The organism is Pseudomonas sp. CC6-YY-74 (assembly GCF_002025205.1).
GTDB lineage: Bacteria > Pseudomonadota > Gammaproteobacteria > Pseudomonadales > Pseudomonadaceae > Aquipseudomonas > Aquipseudomonas paeninsulae.
This window is the reverse complement of sequence record NZ_CP019947.1, coordinates 2,659,420-2,675,832: the sequence shown is the minus strand read 5'-3', so window position 1 is coordinate 2,675,832 and position 16,413 is coordinate 2,659,420. Positions and strand designations below refer to the sequence as shown.

The 16,413-nt window shown below is 59.7% G+C and carries 14 protein-coding genes and 1 pseudogene; 13 read left to right on the top strand and 2 right to left on the bottom strand.

Annotation, left to right across the window (positions count from 1 at the left end):
* The first annotated feature begins 10 nt into the window (after positions 1 to 10).
* The 9 genes and pseudogenes from B2D37_RS12195 to B2D37_RS12160 form a co-directional block, all read left to right on the top strand.
* Entirely contained in the window at positions 11 to 1,306 is a 1,296-nt protein-coding gene (locus tag B2D37_RS12195; RefSeq protein ID WP_177345221.1) for a flavohemoglobin expression-modulating QEGLA motif protein, read from the top strand.
* Between the two features lie 206 nt (positions 1,307 to 1,512).
* Complete coding sequence (locus tag B2D37_RS12190; protein ID WP_079202935.1) at positions 1,513 to 2,259, top strand: TIGR00266 family protein; 747 nt, start codon at positions 1,513 to 1,515, stop codon at positions 2,257 to 2,259.
* A gap of 145 nt (positions 2,260 to 2,404) precedes the next feature.
* A complete protein-coding gene (locus B2D37_RS12185) occupies positions 2,405 to 2,725 on the top strand; it encodes a hypothetical protein (RefSeq protein WP_079202934.1) in 321 nt (106 codons plus the stop codon).
* 88 nt (positions 2,726 to 2,813) lie between these two features.
* A complete protein-coding gene (locus B2D37_RS23345; protein ID WP_177345166.1) occupies positions 2,814 to 2,978 on the top strand; it encodes a hypothetical protein in 165 nt (54 codons plus the stop codon).
* A gap of 4 nt (positions 2,979 to 2,982) precedes the next feature.
* Complete coding sequence (locus B2D37_RS24180) at positions 2,983 to 3,210, top strand: hypothetical protein (RefSeq protein ID WP_371915467.1); 228 nt, start codon at positions 2,983 to 2,985, stop codon at positions 3,208 to 3,210.
* 214 nt (positions 3,211 to 3,424) lie between these two features.
* Positions 3,425 to 4,210, top strand: a complete 786-nt coding sequence (locus B2D37_RS12175) for a PP2C family serine/threonine-protein phosphatase (protein ID WP_079202932.1) — start codon at positions 3,425 to 3,427, stop codon at positions 4,208 to 4,210.
* A 23-nt stretch (positions 4,211 to 4,233) separates the two neighbouring features.
* Entirely contained in the window at positions 4,234 to 5,766 is a 1,533-nt protein-coding gene (locus tag B2D37_RS12170) for a serine/threonine-protein kinase (protein ID WP_079202931.1), read from the top strand.
* Between the two features lie 279 nt (positions 5,767 to 6,045).
* Positions 6,046 to 6,897 carry an FHA domain-containing protein gene (locus B2D37_RS12165; RefSeq protein WP_079202930.1) on the top strand — a complete coding sequence of 284 codons (852 nt, stop codon included), beginning with the start codon at positions 6,046 to 6,048 and terminating at the stop codon, positions 6,895 to 6,897.
* 120 nt (positions 6,898 to 7,017) lie between these two features.
* A pseudogene (locus tag B2D37_RS12160) lies at positions 7,018 to 7,304 on the top strand (transposase); the annotation flags it as partial.
* 61 nt (positions 7,305 to 7,365) lie between these two features.
* Here B2D37_RS12160 and B2D37_RS23335 read toward each other — a convergent pair.
* On the bottom strand, positions 7,366 to 7,563 hold the full coding sequence (locus B2D37_RS23335; RefSeq protein ID WP_177345220.1) for a hypothetical protein: 198 nt from the start codon (positions 7,561 to 7,563) through the stop codon (positions 7,366 to 7,368).
* 182 nt (positions 7,564 to 7,745) lie between these two features.
* On the opposite strand from B2D37_RS23335, the gene B2D37_RS12150 reads away from it, so the two are divergent.
* From B2D37_RS12150 to B2D37_RS12135, 4 genes are all read left to right on the top strand, one after another.
* On the top strand, positions 7,746 to 8,390 hold the full coding sequence (locus B2D37_RS12150) for an MBL fold metallo-hydrolase (protein WP_079202927.1): 645 nt from the start codon (positions 7,746 to 7,748) through the stop codon (positions 8,388 to 8,390).
* A 113-nt stretch (positions 8,391 to 8,503) separates the two neighbouring features.
* The gene (locus B2D37_RS12145) at positions 8,504 to 9,160 is read left to right on the top strand and encodes an OmpA family protein (RefSeq protein WP_079202926.1); all 657 of its coding nucleotides are present in this window, start codon (positions 8,504 to 8,506) and stop codon (positions 9,158 to 9,160) included.
* Between the two features lie 181 nt (positions 9,161 to 9,341).
* Positions 9,342 to 13,112, top strand: a complete 3,771-nt coding sequence (locus B2D37_RS12140) for a CHASE domain-containing protein (protein WP_079202925.1) — start codon at positions 9,342 to 9,344, stop codon at positions 13,110 to 13,112.
* A gap of 48 nt (positions 13,113 to 13,160) precedes the next feature.
* The gene (locus tag B2D37_RS12135) at positions 13,161 to 15,314 is read left to right on the top strand and encodes an EAL domain-containing protein (protein WP_079202924.1); all 2,154 of its coding nucleotides are present in this window, start codon (positions 13,161 to 13,163) and stop codon (positions 15,312 to 15,314) included.
* Between the two features lie 20 nt (positions 15,315 to 15,334).
* Here B2D37_RS12135 and B2D37_RS12130 read toward each other — a convergent pair whose 3' ends face one another.
* On the bottom strand, positions 15,335 to 16,243 hold the full coding sequence (locus B2D37_RS12130; protein ID WP_079202923.1) for an acyltransferase: 909 nt from the start codon (positions 16,241 to 16,243) through the stop codon (positions 15,335 to 15,337).
* Positions 16,244 to 16,413: the final 170 nt, after the last annotated feature.

Sequence of the window (16,413 nt, the reverse complement as noted above, 5' to 3'; positions counted from 1 at the left end):
TGAGGGAGCGATGAACAGTCTCACTGGGTTGGACGACTATCAGCTTACCGTGCGGGCGTTGTCCGACCGGATTGTCGAGGCGCAGACGCCGATTCGTGTGCTGGATGCGGTGAAGTGGGACGACAGCATTCGCGAGGGTTTTATCAAGCACAAAGGCAAGAAACTGCCGGCGGTAGATCGTGCCTATTACGACAGTCGGCCGTTGGCCTTCGATGCAGCGGCGAAGAAGCTGGAGTTCCAGAATATCGAGCGCGACGTCACCCGCCAGTTGGGCCAATTCAATCCGGTCGGGCAGATCATGCGGCGCATGTGCCGCGAATACCGCATGGTCATTCGCATGCTTGAAGCGCGCGGCACCGAGGACTTTGGCCTGATCTCGCAGGAGCTCTACGGCGCGGCGTCGGATGCCTTCCATGCCGGCGACCCGACCCTGTCCGACCTGGGCCTGATGTTTTCCGGCTACCTGAACAACATCGACAAGCGTGGCGACCTCGAGGACGAGCCGAAAGACCTCACTGCCAAGCAGGCCGTCGACCTGTTGCAGCACCGGCTGAACAAGGTGTTTGGCGAGGCAGAAGACACCATTCGGGTGTTCGAGTCCGATGGCATCCTCGCCGACGCCGCTGCCGGTGCCGATTACATCAAGATTCGCGCCGATGCGATGTTCAACCAGCGTGACGTCAAGGCCCTAGAAGTGCATGAAGGCCTGGTGCATGTGGCGACTACCCTGAATGGCCTGAATCAGCCGGTCTGTACCTTCCTGGCCAAGGGCCCGCCATCCTCTACTGTGACCCAGGAAGGCCTGGCGATTCTGATGGAGGTGATTACCTTCGCCTCCTACCCGACCCGTCTGCGCAAGCTGACCAATCGTACGCGCGGTATCCACATGGCCGAGGAGGGTGCGGACTTTCTCCAGGTGTTCGAGTTCTACCGCGAACAGGGCTTCAGTCTGGAGGAGGGCTACAGCAATGCCAGTCGGGTGTTCCGTGGCTCGACCCCGACCGGGCTGCCGTTCACCAAGGATCTGTCCTATCTGAAGGGCTTCATCATGGTCTACAACTACATCCAGTTGGCCGTGCGCAAGGGCAAGCTGGAGCAGATACCCTTGTTGTTCTGCGGTAAAACCACCCTGGAAGATATGCGCACCCTGCGCCAATTGGTCGACGAGGGCCTGGTCGCCCCGCCGAAATACCTGCCGCCGCAGTTCCAGGACCTCAACGCCCTGTCGGCCTGGATGTGTTTCTCCAACTTCCTCAATCACCTGAGTCTGGACCGGATCGAAGCCGACTACGCCAACATCCTCTAGGAGCTACTGCACTCGGTTATGCGGCGTTGCGCACGGCCTGAAAAATGCTCATTTACAGTCGTAAACTCCGCTTTTTCAGGCCGTGCGCGCCTTAACTAGGCGTCCCCGCCTACCCTTCGCTCGTTACTCTCCTAGCCCTTAAATAGGTGAACCGTAGCCCGGATGCATCTGGGAAAGCGCCCAATTCAAACTGCCAGGAGCCCCGCATGCCCAGCCATCAACTCGACTACGAAATTCTCGGCGCCTCGGCGCAGAGTGTGGAAATCATCCTCGACCCCGGTGAGACGGTGATCGCCGAAGCCGGGGTGATGAACTACATGACCGACGGCGTGCGCTTCGAGACGCGCATGGGCGATGGCGCGGCGAGCGGGATGCTGGGCAAATTGTGGAGCGCCGGCAAGCGCATGCTCACCGGCGAATCGCTGTTCATGACGCATTTCTCCAATGCCGGCAAAACCCAGGCGCGGGTCGCCTTTGCCGCGCCGTATCCGGGCACCGTGGTGCCGATCAAGTTGGCCGAGCACGGCGGCAGCCTGATCTGCCAGAAAGACGCCTTTCTCTGCGCCGCCTACGGCACCGCTGTCGGTATCAGTTTCAACAAGCGCCTGGGCGCCGGCTTCTTCGGCGGCGAGGGCTTTATCCTGCAAAAGCTCGAGGGTGACGGTCTGGCCTTCGTGCATGCCGGCGGCACGGTGATCCGTAAGGAGCTGAACAACCAGACCCTGCGCCTCGACACCGGTTGCCTGGTGGCCTTTACCAGCGGTATCGATTACGACATCGCCCTGGCCGGCGGGCTGAAAAGCATGTTGTTCGGCGGCGAGGGTATCGTCCTGGCGACTCTCAAAGGTACTGGCACGGTCTGGGTGCAGAGCCTGCCATTCTCACGCCTGGCCGAGCGCATCTACGCGGCGACCTTCAAAGCCCGTGAGCAAGTGCGCGCCGACGGTAAATGATCGCCACTTTGCAACGGCGTGGGTTTGTATCAAGCTGCGCCGCCTGTCGCGACTGTCAGTGTCACTTCGTAGCTCGCCGGTCAGCCAGCCATCTGGTTCGCTAGGCGATTATTTTTGCTGAAACGTCCAACCTCGAGAGTCTGTAATGAGTGAACTGAACCCCATCCCCCTGATCCTCACCGGCATCGGCAGCATCTGCGCCACAGTGGCGGTCCTCGGCTACTACGGCTACCTGCACTTCGCCCAGCCGGAAGACGCTTTGCTGCTCTCTGACTACACCATGCTCAAGACCGTTCCCGGCGAGGACTACAAGGTCTCCCTCAAACCGGCCAACCAGGTGGCGCAGTGCGTAGATGGCGTCGTGGTGCTGTTCGACCTGGAACAGAAAGGCCTCAGTGGTGTACTGGTCGATCAGCGCAAGCGGGCCGTACGCTGCGTGGCCGAAGATGCTCCGCTTGTGGAGTGAGCCTGCGCCGGTATGAAGGCGCTACGCACAGCCTGACAGCATCGACTTGCCGGACGAGATTAAGCGTCGGCAAGAACGGTTGCTGGCCATGGACGCCGCGAAGGCCAAGATCGAGGCGCCCGCTCGCGTGCGCTTGGAACAGGAGCATGCCGTCTACCAGGAGAAACTGGCTAAGCGTGCGGCGCGTACGGCACGCTTCGGCAAGAAACCTGGCGGCAAGCCGCCTCTATGCCCTGCGCAAACAGACGGTTGAGTCGGTGTTTGGCATCATCAAGTTGGTCATGGGCTTTCGTCAGTTTCTGCTGCGGAGCAGGGGCAAGGTGAGCGGCGAATGGCGAATGGCGCCTGGTTTGCCTGGCCTGGAGCCTGAAGTGCATGGCTGTTTTTCGCAAAAAACACGTCACTTGTTAGCAAAAACTAGCCTGAATCCACTTGTTTTAATGAATTTATTGGCAAAAAAATCCTGGAACTATCTAAGTGGTTAGGCGAATGACTTCGTCTTCGTTATTGATGCCCTGCCCATGAACTCAAGTCCGCCAGGCTGCTAGGCTTATGCTTAATCTGGGTGAATATCTGTTCATGGGGGAGTGGGGCGGTCGATGACTGCAGCGAACCCTGAGGGTATTGTGCGCACTGTCGCAAGCACCTCTACGCTGTATGTCACGCAGCCCTCCAGATTCTTAAGAAGTAGGCCGGTCGATGACGCAAATTGGAGAACCTCTGGTGTACGCGGCGCAGACTGTCGTTGGCCAGGTACGAGGGCACAATGAAGATGCGCTATTGTGCTGTCCCGAGTTGGGTTTATGGGCGGTCGCCGATGGCATGGGCGGCCATCTACGCGGTGAAGTGGCCAGTGCTCTGGCGCTGCAAACGCTAGGTACCGCCTGTGCCGAAGGGCAGGATTTGGTGACCGCCGTACATGCGGCCAATTGCGCCATCCTCGCCGCTGCCGAGGGCGATGCCGATTGCCGCGGAATGGGCACTACCCTAGTCGCCGTGCGCTTTTCGGGGGTCGATTTCGAGATTGTTTGGGTTGGCGACAGTCGCGCCTATCGCGTCGATGCCGACTGCATCAGCTGCTTGAGCCGTGATCACAGCTGGGTGCAGTCGATGATCGATGCCGGCGAAATGAGCCCCGAGGAGGCGCGCAGCCATCCTCAGCGTAATGTCATTTTCCAGTGCCTGGGGCGCGACCATCAGGTCATCGAAGTCGGACAGGCGCGGGGCAGTCTAGGGCCACATGAGCTGTTGTTGCTGTGCAGCGATGGGCTGACCGGGGAGTTGATCGACCCGCAAATCCAGCAAGTCTGTGCTAGCGCCAACGGCCTCGACGAACTGGTGGAGCAGTTGATTGCCCAGGCCAACCAAATGGGTGGGCGTGACAACATCTCTTGCATCGTACTCGGGCGCGCCTCGGTCGAACCGGTGGCTGCGGCTCGGCCGCGCGGGTTTCTCAGTAAATTATTCAAACCCCTAACGAAGTAATCACTCGGTGTGCGTTGACCCAGATGAATGAAGACTTGATTGAGATTCCTGGCTATAGCATGCATGGCCGCCTGGGAAAGGGCGGAATGGCCGAGGTCTACCTGGCCACCCAGCTCTCGTTGCACCGCAAGGTCGCGGTGAAAGTGTTGCTCAGCGCCCATGACGAGGCGTTCAGTCAGCGCTTCATCAAGGAAGGCCACATAGTGGCCGGCCTGCATCACCCCTCAATCATCACCATCCATGACATCGACATGCTCGCCGATGGCCGTTACTACCTGGCGATGGAGTTCGTCGCCGGCGGCGACCTGGCGCAGCACAAGGGTGAAGTCTTCGCGCCGCACCGTGCGTTGCAGATAGTCCGCCAGATCGCCAGCGGTCTGGCCGTGGTGCATGACCATGGCTTGGTGCACCGCGACATCAAACCGGCCAACATCCTCTTTCGTGATGACGGCACTGCGGTGATCAGCGACTTTGGCGTGGCCAAGGAAGTGACGCTGGATCACGACCTGACTCAGTTCGGTATCGCGGTCGGCAGCCCAGCGTACAGCAGTCCGGAACAGGCCCAGTGCTTGGCGCTGGATGCCCGTAGTGACATTTACAGTCTTGGCGTAATCCTGCTGGAGATGCTCACTGGTACTAACCTTTATCGCGGCGCTAGCTACACCCAGACCGTGATGAATCACGTGCAGATGGAACTACCCAATCTACCGGTGCATCTGCAGAGTTATCAATGGTTGCTCGATCGCATGCTGGCCAAGAACCCGGACGAACGCTTTGTGGACTGCCGGGTATTGCTCGCCAGTTTGGACGAGTTGCAGGAGTCTGACCCGGATAGCACCCGCATCGGCCCTGGGCTCAAGTTGGATCAGGCTCATGCCCGCAAGGGGACGAGTGCACGACGCAACGTTCTGCCCTGGGCGCTGCTTGGTGTCCTATTGTTGAGTGGGGCTGGGTGGGCCGGTTACTACGGTTACCAACACATGCAAATCGCCGACTTTATCGCTCAAGCCGAACAGCGCCTGGGCGAAGGCAAGCTGCTCGAGCCGCCGCAGAATAACGCCGATTACTACTACCGCCAGGCGTTGTTGCTCGATCACGGCAACGCTCAAGCCCTTGAGGGCTTGAAGCGGGTGTTACAGGCGCGAATCGACGGTTACCTGGAGCGCGCTGAGCAGCGCCTTGTGGAAGATCGGCTATGGTTGCCAGAGGATGACAGTGCGACGTTCTATTTTCGCCAAGTGTTGGCTTGGCAGCCGGACAACCTATTGGCTCTGGCGGGTATTAATCGCATTGCGCAGCGCTTTATCGAGCAAAGCCAACGGGCCTATGGGCGACGCGAGTACAGAATGGCCTTGGAATACATCAAACAAGGGCTGGAAGTGGAGCCGGCCAATGAAGCCCTGCTAAAACTCTATGATGCTCATGAGCGCCGCGTACAGTTGGCCCAGGCGCCGCGGGTGCCGGCCAGCAAGCCCGCAGCGCGAGCAACGAGTTCGCAAAAACAAACCACACAGAACCCGATCAAGCGACTGTGGAACAATATCTTCAACAAGTGAATGTGGTGAAACTCATAGTCCGGTGACTGTGACTAGTGGCCTGTACGGTTAGGGGGTTAACTCAAGTTCGGAGGGTTGAGGTTCCGAGACCCAGCGCTGCGACGAGCCATAGTGGGCTATGGCGAGGAGCGGCAACGTAGTATCGGGGGCCCCAAACGCCGACATAGACTCATTGAACTAGCCATACAGGCCATTAGCACCGGCCTTGGGCGACAGTGACATGCGTTAATGGGTTGCGTTTTTTGGCTTTGCGTCACTTACACAAGGTAAGCGCCAAACATGCTCAGGATTCATTTCAGCGACAATCGCCAAGCGCCGATCTGGCTGGTCGACGAGCGTCTGACCATCGGTCAGGATGGTCGTAACAACCTGGTTCTGGCCGATGCCGGCATTAGCTCTTTCCATGCCGAGATTCGCCAGGACCACGGTTATTACTACCTCACTGACTGCGGCAGCCAGGCGGGCACCTTCGTCAACGACGAGCGTATTAGCGCCCGCTACCAGATTCGCACCAACGACTGCGTACGTCTGGGTACTGTGGAACTGTTGTTCGTTGACCCGACCAAGAGCAAGGTGAAAACCGCTGTCAGTGCGCGCTGGTTCTTGCAGGTCGCCAAGGGTGAGCATGAGGGCAAGAAGTTTCACGTCAACGGCTCGATGACATTCGGGCGCTCGTCAAAGTGTGAGCTGTGCTTTAGCGACATGGAGCTGTCGCGTCGGCATTGTGAGTTCTTCCTCAAGGATGATGTGCTGGAGGTTAAGGATCTGGCCTCGGCCAACGGCGTACTGGTCAACCAGCAGAAGGTCGCTATGGCTGTCTTGCAGCCAGGTGATCAACTGAAAATGGGCTCGGTGACGCTGTTGGTGATCGGCCCCAAGACCGCAGTCGCGCAAGCCGAGGATGAAGATGCCACGGTCTTTATGCGCGCCATTGACCTGCCCCAGCCGGGTAACAGCAAACCCCAGGTCAGCCATGCGGGTGCCAGGAATCCGCTACGCTCTGCCGTTCCGCTCAGCTCAGGGCCGGCTGCGGTGCCGCGAAACCAAGGGTTTAGTCGGCGGTTGTTAGGTGTCGTGGCGGTTTTATTAGCCGGCGTGGTAGCGACGCTGGCACTCAAGACGTTGTTCTGATCACAGGCAAATCTGCGCATAGTTAGCCCGGATCTTTCATAGGCAGAGGCGGGTCTCGTTTAATATTTTGATATAAAAGGAGTTATGCCAATAACTCTTCGTCCGAAGCTTAACCGAGACATGCGTGATTCTACCCCGGGCCAGCTGCGTTTTCCTGCCATCGCCAGTTTTGCAGGCGCGCGCTCGAGTGATTTTGGCCGATTGCTGCTAAGTGGCATCGAACCGCAGTGCGGGCTGATCGGCCGTCTGGCTGAAGCGATCCATGATGGCGGCTATCCGTCCTCCATCGAGCACCGCGTCGTCGACCTGCCGCGCCAATGGATCTATCAACGTGCCTGCGGCTAGGTCGACGGGGCAATGACGCCAACAGCCTGCGCCGCGACCTTGTGTTCAAGTTGGCGTTGGGGGGGTCTACCAGCTGGCCCCGGTAGAGTTCGAAAAACAACATTTATTGAGTTTGGAAAGTGTCTAGGAAATCCGGGGGCGGTTCCGGCAGCTAGCGAGTGCACGACAGGCCAGTGGGTGACGGAGCAGGGCAGTGAGGCGCGAGAGCTCGGCGGCGTTGCTGCGTCTGTTGCAGGTGATTTCGCGAGAGTAGCGTTCGCTGGCTTCGCCGAAGGTGGTGGTCTCGGCTTCATTGCGGCTGACGAATACGGCTGCATCCATTTCCCGCTCGAACATGGTTGCCCAGATTTTTGCCTCTGCCTGGGTATTGAGTGTGCGGGTCTGTTGGGGCCACCCTTTACGCCTGATTTTGGCGTGCCACTGGTAAGGGCCTTTCTTCCTGAGCGTCGCCATCTTCAATCGCACTGTGCCAAAATTGTGCCATCAACCCTGCAGGAGTACCCATGGACGCCGCAAAGACCGCGCTAATCCGCGAAACCTTCCCCGTCGGGCCTTTGCAGTGCAACTGCACGATCATCGGCGACCCCGTGACCAAGAAGGCGATCGTGGTCGATCCCGGTGGCAATCCCGAGTTGATCATGGCGCGCCTTGAAGCCCATGGCCTCAACGTGGTGAGCATCATCCACACCCATGCCCATCTGGATCACTTCCTCGCCTCCGGGCAGATGAAGGAGAAGACCGGCGCGACCCTGCACCTGCATAAGGAAGATCAGTTCCTCTGGGATAGCCTGGAAATGCAATGCCGCATGTTCGGCGTGCCCTATGTGCCGGTGCCCGCGCCAGATCAGTGGTTGGTCGACGATCAGGCGCTGGACTGCGGTTGTGGTGTGGCGCTGCACACTCCAGGGCATACACCGGGGTCGATGAGTTTCTGGTTCCCCCAGGACAAGTTGCTGATCGCCGGCGATACCTTGTTCCGTCGGGGTATCGGCCGTACCGATCTGTGGGGCGGCGATTACCCGACGATCGAGCGCTCGATCAAGCAGCGCCTGTACAGTCTTGACGAGGACGCCACCGTGATTACCGGACATGGGGCGCAGACCCGGTTGGGCGATGAAATGCGCGAGAACCCATTCGTGCGGGCATGATTGGCAATTCATCGTGGCAGATCTTGCTAAGCTGGTGAGGAACTTAAGGTCAGATCCGATTTCGAAAACTCCGATCAAGATCTGACACAACACGCAATAACAAAGGAATAATCATGACTAAATGGCGCAATCTGGCATTTGCAGCAGCGGGCATTACCCTTCTGGCTGGCTGTACCACCAATCCTTACACCGGCGAACGTGAAGCCGGTAAAGCCGGGATCTACGGCGGTATCGGTGCTGTAACCGGCGCGGTGATTGGTGCAGCCACTTCGAGCAAGAAAGACCGGGGCAAAGGCGCGCTGATTGGCGCGGCAGTGGGTGGCGCCGCAGGCGGTGGCTATGGCTATTACGCCGACACGCAAGAAGCCAAGTTGCGCCAGACCCTGCAAGGCACTGGTGTGCAGGTGCAGCGCAATGGCGATGATCTGAAGTTGATCATGCCGGGCAATATCACCTTCGCCAGCAACTCGTCGGATGTTTCCAGCGGTTTCTACGCGACCCTCAATTCGCTGGTCACGGTCTTCAAGGAGTTCGACAAGAACGGCATCGACATCGTCGGCCACACCGACAGCACCGGTTCGCTGGAACTGAATCAGAACCTGTCGAATCGCCGCGCGCAAAGCGTCGCGTCGTACCTGACCAGTAACGGCGTACCAGCACCGCGGATTTCGTCCTACGGTGCCGGGCCGAACCAGCCGATCGCCAGCAACGCCAGCGAGGCCGGCCGCGCGCAGAATCGCCGCGTTGAGATCAATTTGCGCCCGCAGTAAGCCACTCTCGCCCCCCAACAAGCCTGTTGCGCTGGTGGCTTGTTGGGGGCGCCACCTAGTAAATATCTGCTGGTACAAGGCCGGTTCTCCAATTCCTGACTATTATCCTCTCGAGGGCTGTGAAAGCCTCCGCGAGGGGCCGCTGTGTGGCTGCCCGTTATGGATATAACGTGGAACGCTCATGGACGACAGATCGAGTGCTATTTCCCAAAAATACCGACTGCCGCTCGGGGTCACCCTGGCGTTATTGTTGGGGTTCGGCGCACTGAGCGTCTGGTTGTGGCAGAGTTTCGAAGCCCGCAACCGAGAGGGTGTTCAGCAACGATTTCAGCTCGAGGCGCAAGATGTCGGACAGCGGGTGGTTACCCGCATGCGTGCCTATGAAATGGTCTTGCGTGGCATGTCCGGTCTACTGCTCGGCAGTGAGAGTGTCTCGTATCAGGAGTGGGAGCGGGCCGTCGATCAGCTGCAGTTGCAGGATCGCTATCCCGGCATGCAGGCGCTGGGTTGGGCGCGCTACCTGAAACAGGAGCAGCTCGACGATTTCCTGGCTGGCGTCCAGTCAGCCGGGCGTAGCGACTACCGGGTGTTTCCTCCCGATCCGCGTGATGAGTATGTGCTGATCAATTACATCAGTCCGTACGACTGGCGCAATCGTCGCGCCTTGGGCTATGACATGTTCAGCGAGTCCGTGCGCCGGGCAGCGATTGAACAAGCTCTGAGTAATGGTGCCGCGGCCCTGACTGCGCCGCTCACCCTCAAGCAGGAAACCGAGGCGGATGTGCAGGGCGGGGTGATGCTGTACCTGCCGGTGTTTCAGGCGGGCATGCCGTTGAGCAGCGTGGAGGAACGCCGCGCGGCATTACTTGGCTTTGTCTACGGGGCGTTTCGTAGCCACGACCTGATGGCGGGGATTCTCGGGCCACAGAGTCGCCTATTCGATATCACGATCAAGGACTTGTCCGCGCTGGACACCGATCTGCTGAGTGCCAATCAGCCGGCCGCCGCGTTGCCGTCACGTCTGCGGCAGACCCTTGAGTTGCCACTGTTCGGGCGAACTTGGGTGCTGGAGGTAGGCAGCACCGCAGATTACGAAGCGGCCATGGGTAGTCGAAGCCGGACCTTCAGCTTGTGGATGGGGCTGATTGCCAGCGGCTTGTTGGCGCTATTGATCGGCGGTTACCTGTACCTGCGCGAGCGCGAGTTGAATGCTAACCGGTTGGCGACCCGACAATTAGGTGAGCGCGAAGAACGTTTCCGCCTGCTGATCGAGCAACTGCCGGTCGCGACCCTGCTCTGCAATGCCGAAGGGCGCATCGAAATGGCTAACCGCAGCGCCGCTGAGCTGCTTGAGTGCCCAGCCGCAGCCCTGATGGGTGAGCGAGTTCGGCGCTTCCTGCCAAAGCTGGATGACTTCGGCGAGCTGGCCGCTAAAGGCGATAGCCCGCTGTTGGGCAATGATTATGAGGCGCGTCGAGACAGTGGCATCAGTGTGCCCGTGTCGCTGAGTTTGAGTGTGTTGGCAGAGTCGAAGGGGGCCACTTACGTACTCAATTTGATCGACTTGAGGGCACGTAAAAGTGCCGAAGAACGCTTTCGTCTGGTGGTTGAGGCGTCGCCCAACTCGATTGTCCTGATTGACAGTGCTGGGCAGATTGCCATGGTCAACCAGCAGACCGAGCAGATGTTCGGCTATACGCGTCAGGCGCTGCTTGGTCAGCCGGTGGAAAAACTTGTACCGCAAGAACAGCGCGAGGCGCATGTGGGGGTCCGCCGCGGCTACCAGGACGACCCCGAGCGGCGGCGTATGGGCAGCAACCGCGAGCTGTTCGGCCAACACCGCGATGGTCGTTTGATTCCTCTTGAGGTGAGGCTTTCGCCGATCCGTAGTGGCGAGGAAGCGCTGGTGCAGGCGGTGATTATTGACATCAGCGAGCGCAAGGCCGCGGAGCAACGCCTACGCGACCAGGCCGAGCAGTTGACCCTGGCCAGCCGCTACAAGTCCGAATTTTTGGCCAACATGTCGCATGAACTGCGCACCCCACTCAACAGCATCCTGATCCTCAGCGATCAACTGCGTCTGAACCGCGGCGCCACTCTCACGGAGAAGCAGGTCAAGCACGCCGACATTGTCCACCGCGCCGGCAGCGATCTGCTGCAGTTGATCAACAGCATCCTCGATTTGGCCAAAGTCGAGTCCGGACACATCGACCTCAAGCTGGAGCCGCTGAATCTACAGGAGCTACTGGTAGAACTGGATGCCAGCATGCGGCCTATGGCCGAGCTCAAGGGCTTGCGCCTGCACTCCACGCTGGGGGCCGAGGTGCCACGGGTGGTGCACACAGACCGTGCGCGGTTGCAGCAGATCCTGCGTAATTTGCTGTCCAATGCCTTCAAGTTTACCGAGCAGGGTGAAGTGAGCCTGACAGTCACCTGCGAGCCAAGCGCTGGTGATGAGCCGAGCATGCCGTTGCTCTTCAGCGTGCGCGATACCGGTATCGGCATCGCAGCCGAACAGCATGAGCAGATTTTTCAGGCGTTTCAGCAAATCGACGGCTCCACCAGTCGCCGTTTTGGCGGTACCGGGCTGGGGCTGGCGATCACCCGGCAGTTGGTGCAGGCCATGGGCGGCGAGATGGGCCTGCAAAGTGCGCCCGCGCAAGGTTCCTGCTTTACCCTGCGTTTGCCGGTGCGCGTGGAGGCGCCGGTCGAGGGCGCTGGCGCTACTGAACCCGCGCAGCGAAGTGGCGTGGGGCCGGCGGTTCTCATCATCGAAGATGATCCCAACTTCGCTACAGTGATCATCGAGGCGGCGCATGCCCATGGTTTCACCAGCGTGCATTGCCGTACGGGCTTGCAAGCGCTCAAGTTGCTGGAGGAGGAGTCTTTCAGCGCAGTGATCCTGGATATCCTGCTCCCGGATATCAGTGGCTGGCAGCTGTTTCGCCGTTTGCGCGGCCAGGCCAGCAACCGCAGTACGCCGGTGAACATCATTTCCTGCGTGCCGCAGCCGGTCGGCTGGAATGATGACGGTACTCACTACCTGGTTAAACCCATCGATCGCGAGGACCTTGAGCAGGTCTTCATCGAGCTGCAGGGCAGCGACCAACCCTTGGCCCAGACGCTGCTGCTGGTGGAAGACGTCGAGGTCGAGCGCGAGCATTACCGTGAGCACCTGCAACAGCTGGGTTTTGCCGTGATCACCTGCAGCACCGGCGAGGAAGCCTGCGCTGCCTATGCTGCAGGACACTTTACGGCCCTAGTGATCGATCTCGACCTGCCCGATCAGGATGGTTTCGAGCTGTTGGATAGTCTGGACCGTCAGCGCCCGCTGAATGGTACTCGGGTGGTGATCAATACCGGTGTGGACGTGGCGCAACAGGCGCTGCAGCGGCTCAGGCGTTATTCCGCAGTGGTGGTGCGCAAGCACGGTGAGGATATGCGGGAGCTGGGGCTGGCCGTGCAGGGCTTCCTCGGCAGTGTGCGCGATCCCGTCCAGAGCCCGCTTGTGCAGTCGCTCAGCCAGCCGCTGGCGGGGCGGAGAGTGTTGCTGGTGGATGACGATGTGCGCAATGTCTACGCCATGACTGCGTTGCTCGATGAGGTGGGGATCAAGAGCAGCGCGGCCAAGGATGGACTGGAGGCCATCGAGCGTTACCCGCAAGAGCCTTTCGACCTGATCCTGATGGATATGGCCATGCCTAATATGGACGGTTACACCGCAACTCGCCTGCTCAAGCAGGAGCATCACTGCAGCATCCCGATCATCGCCCTGACTGCCCATGCGATGAAGGGCGATCGGGACAAATGCATTGCCGCCGGCGCCGATGATTATCTGGCCAAGCCGATCAGTCGCGATGAGCTGCTCGGCACACTGCGGCACTGGCTAAGTAGCAGCGAAGTGCCGTGTAGAGCGTCCGCCGCTGCTGCATTGTTTGCTGATCGGCCCTGATCGGCTGGGCTCATGCAGGCACAGGTGGTTCACCCCAAGGAGTGGTACATGGCTCAGGCGCAGATTAAAGCCGCACGAAGAACTCAGGTCCTTCTGGTGGTTGATGATCGTCCGGAAAACCTCGTGGCAATGGAGGCGCTGCTGGAGGAGGGCGATTGGCAGTTACGTTGCGTCAGCTCCGGTGAGGCCGCCTTGCAATGCATGCTGGAGGAGCATGTCGGATTGGTGCTCCTGGATGTGCAGATGCCGCATATGGATGGCTTCGAAGTCGCGCGGTTGATGCGTGGCAACCCGCGGACACGCTTCACGCCGATTATCTTTGTCTCGGCCATCTCGCAAACCCAGGATGCCGTGCTCCAGGGCTACGCTACTGGCGCGGTGGATTTCATGCTGAAACCCTTCGCGCCGCAGGTGCTGCGTCAGAAGATTCACTCCCTGCTCGGCCTTGAGCGCAATCGCAGCGATCTCTTGCAGCTGACCCAGCAATTGGATAGTGCGCGGGCCTTCAATGCCTCGGTGCTGGATAATGCCGCAGAGGGTATCGTGGTGGTCGGCGAAACGGGCCTGATCAGTTTTGCCAACCCTGCAATGGCGCAGATGCTGCACTGCTCGGTGAGTGATCTGGAAGGCACTGCGATGCTGTCCTGGCTGCTGACCCCTGAGGTCGATTGCGCCTGGGGCGAGTCGGCGTTCTATCAGGCCTGGCGACGCCAGGAAACCTATCGCCTGCACGACGCGAGCCTCCGCCTGCACACAGGTGAAGGCGTGCCGGTGGCCCTGTCCTGCTCTCCTTTACCGCGACTGCAGAAGGCCATGGTGATCATTGCCCTGGACATGTCGGTCGTGCGCAATCTGCATAATCAGCTGGAGTCATTGGCGATCACCGATGCCTTGACCGGGTTGATCAACCGACGTGGCTTTTACCTGGCCATGGAGTCAGCACTCTCACGTAGCAAACGCAGTGGTCGTGGTATGGCGGTGCTCTATCTCGATCTGGACGGTTTCAAGCGCATCAACGACTCGCTCGGTCATGACGCGGGCGACCAGGTGCTGCGGCGGGTCGGCGAGCAATTGAAAGTCAGCCTGCGGCCCTACGACACGCTGGCGCGCATGGGCGGTGATGAATTTACCGTGTTAATTGATGGCCTGGGGCACCCCGAAGATGCAGCACGGATAGCCGAGAAGTTGATCGAGCAGGTTTCGGTGCGACATAACCTGAATGGGGTTGAGTTCACCCTCGGTGCCAGCGTGGGGATTGCCTGCTTCCCCGAGTGCGGGCAGACCGTGGACGAATTATTGCAGGCTGCGGACATGGCGATGTACGAGGCCAAGCGTGCGGGGCGCCAACAGTACCGGTTTTTCCTGCCGGAAATGAATGGGCGGGCGCGTTCCCGGTTGATGCTCGAGGAGGGTTTGCGCACGGCGATCGAGCACGATGATTTTCGCTTGGTCTATCAACCGCAGGTGTATCTCGACAGCGGACGGTTGCGCGGCTTCGAGGGATTGCTGCGCTGGGAGCATCCGGTCGCCGGTACCGTGGGCCCCAGTGTGTTTATTCCGTTGCTGGAGGAAACCCGTCTGATCAACCGTCTGGGTGGCTGGATTTTTCGCCAGGGGGCCCAGCAGCGCAGCAGCATGAGCCAGTGTTTTGCCCATGAACTGGTGCTCAGCCTGAATGTCAGCCCCGTTCAGTTCGGCATGCCCCAGTTGGTCGATGACCTGCGTCGGGTGTTGCAAGAACATCACCTGGAACCGGCGCAACTGGAGGTCGAGGTCACCGAAGGCGCGTTGATGCAGGATGTGGAGGCCACCCAGAAGCAGCTGCAGCAGTTGCGCACGCTGGGTGTGAAGGTCGCCATCGACGACTTCGGTACCGGCTATTCATCCTTGGCCTACCTGCGCCACTTCGAGCTGGACACCCTGAAGATCGACCGGCTGTTTATCGCCAATATGCTCGACTCTCCGCGCGATGCGGCCGTGGTCAGCACTATCATCGATCTGGGCCGGCATCTGGGCCTGGAAGTCATCGCCGAGGGGGTGGAAACCATGGCCCAGCGCGACTGGCTGGTGGCTCACCAGTGCGCCATCATGCAGGGGTTCCTGGTTGCGCCCGGGCTGTCTGCCGCGCAAGCGCAGCAATTCCCCGAGCAACTGGACTGGTCAGCGCTGCCGTTACCATTCAGTCAACCGCCCGCTGCATAAGCGGGCTCTGTACGCTTGAGCTACTGGGGCGTGGCGTACTGCCGATGCAAATCTGCCAGAGTGGCGTCTTTCTCCCGCCACAGCTGATTGATCCATTGCTGGAACGCCAGGCGGTAGGCCTCATCGGAGTGGTAATCCTTGCCGAGGAATTCCTGGGGAATGTCCTGGCGCTGGTAACGAATCACCACCTGGGGCACTTCGCCGCAGAGAAAGGCCCAAAAACCCGGGCTGCCGGCAGGGTAGTGGATGGTGATGTTCACCATGGACTTGAGCTGGCTGCCCATGGCGTCCAGGACGTAGGCGATACCGCCGGCTTTAGGCTTGAGCAGGTATCGGAAAGGTGAGTTTTGCTGATCATGCTTGGCCTGGGTAAATCGGGTGCCTTCGAGGAAGTTGAACACGGCCACCGGTACGTCACGGAATTTTTCGCAGGCCTTGCGCGTGGTCAGGGTGTCCTGGCCCTTCTTCTCCGGATGCTTGGCCAGGTAGGCTTTTGAGTAGCGCTTCATGAAAGGGAAATCCAGCGCCCACCAGCACAGACCAATCACCGGTACCCAGATCAACTCCTGCTTGAGGAAGAATTTGAAAAACGGCATGCGCCGGTTCAGCGTGTGTTGCAGTGCGAGGATATCGACCCAGCTCTGGTGATTGCTGGTGACCAGGTACCAGCCGTCATACTTCAGTTGCTCGCGGCCCTGCAGGTCCCACTGGGTTTTTTGGGTCAGCCACATCCAGCCGCTGTTGCAGGAAATCCAGGCTTCCGCCACCCAGTTGAGCACCTGATTACAGGTTTTGCGCACCGGCTTGAACGGTAAGCACAGCTTGACCAGTGCGGCGATAAACAGAAACCAGCACCAGATCAGGGTATTTACGAAGAGCAACAGGGCCGCAAGGGTGCCGCGTACGCGGCTAGGCAAAAAGGACAGCATGGGGGCGGGCGCCTTCGGCAAAGAGGCGATAGGATCGCCTCGAATCGGGGGGATACCCGCTTTTTTGATCGGCGCGGGCTTGCTTGGAGGCCGATGTTAACGATTGCCAGCTGAACTGCAAGGCCCGCTACCGCCGCACCGAACGACGCGTTGCAGCGCATGGGCCCTGG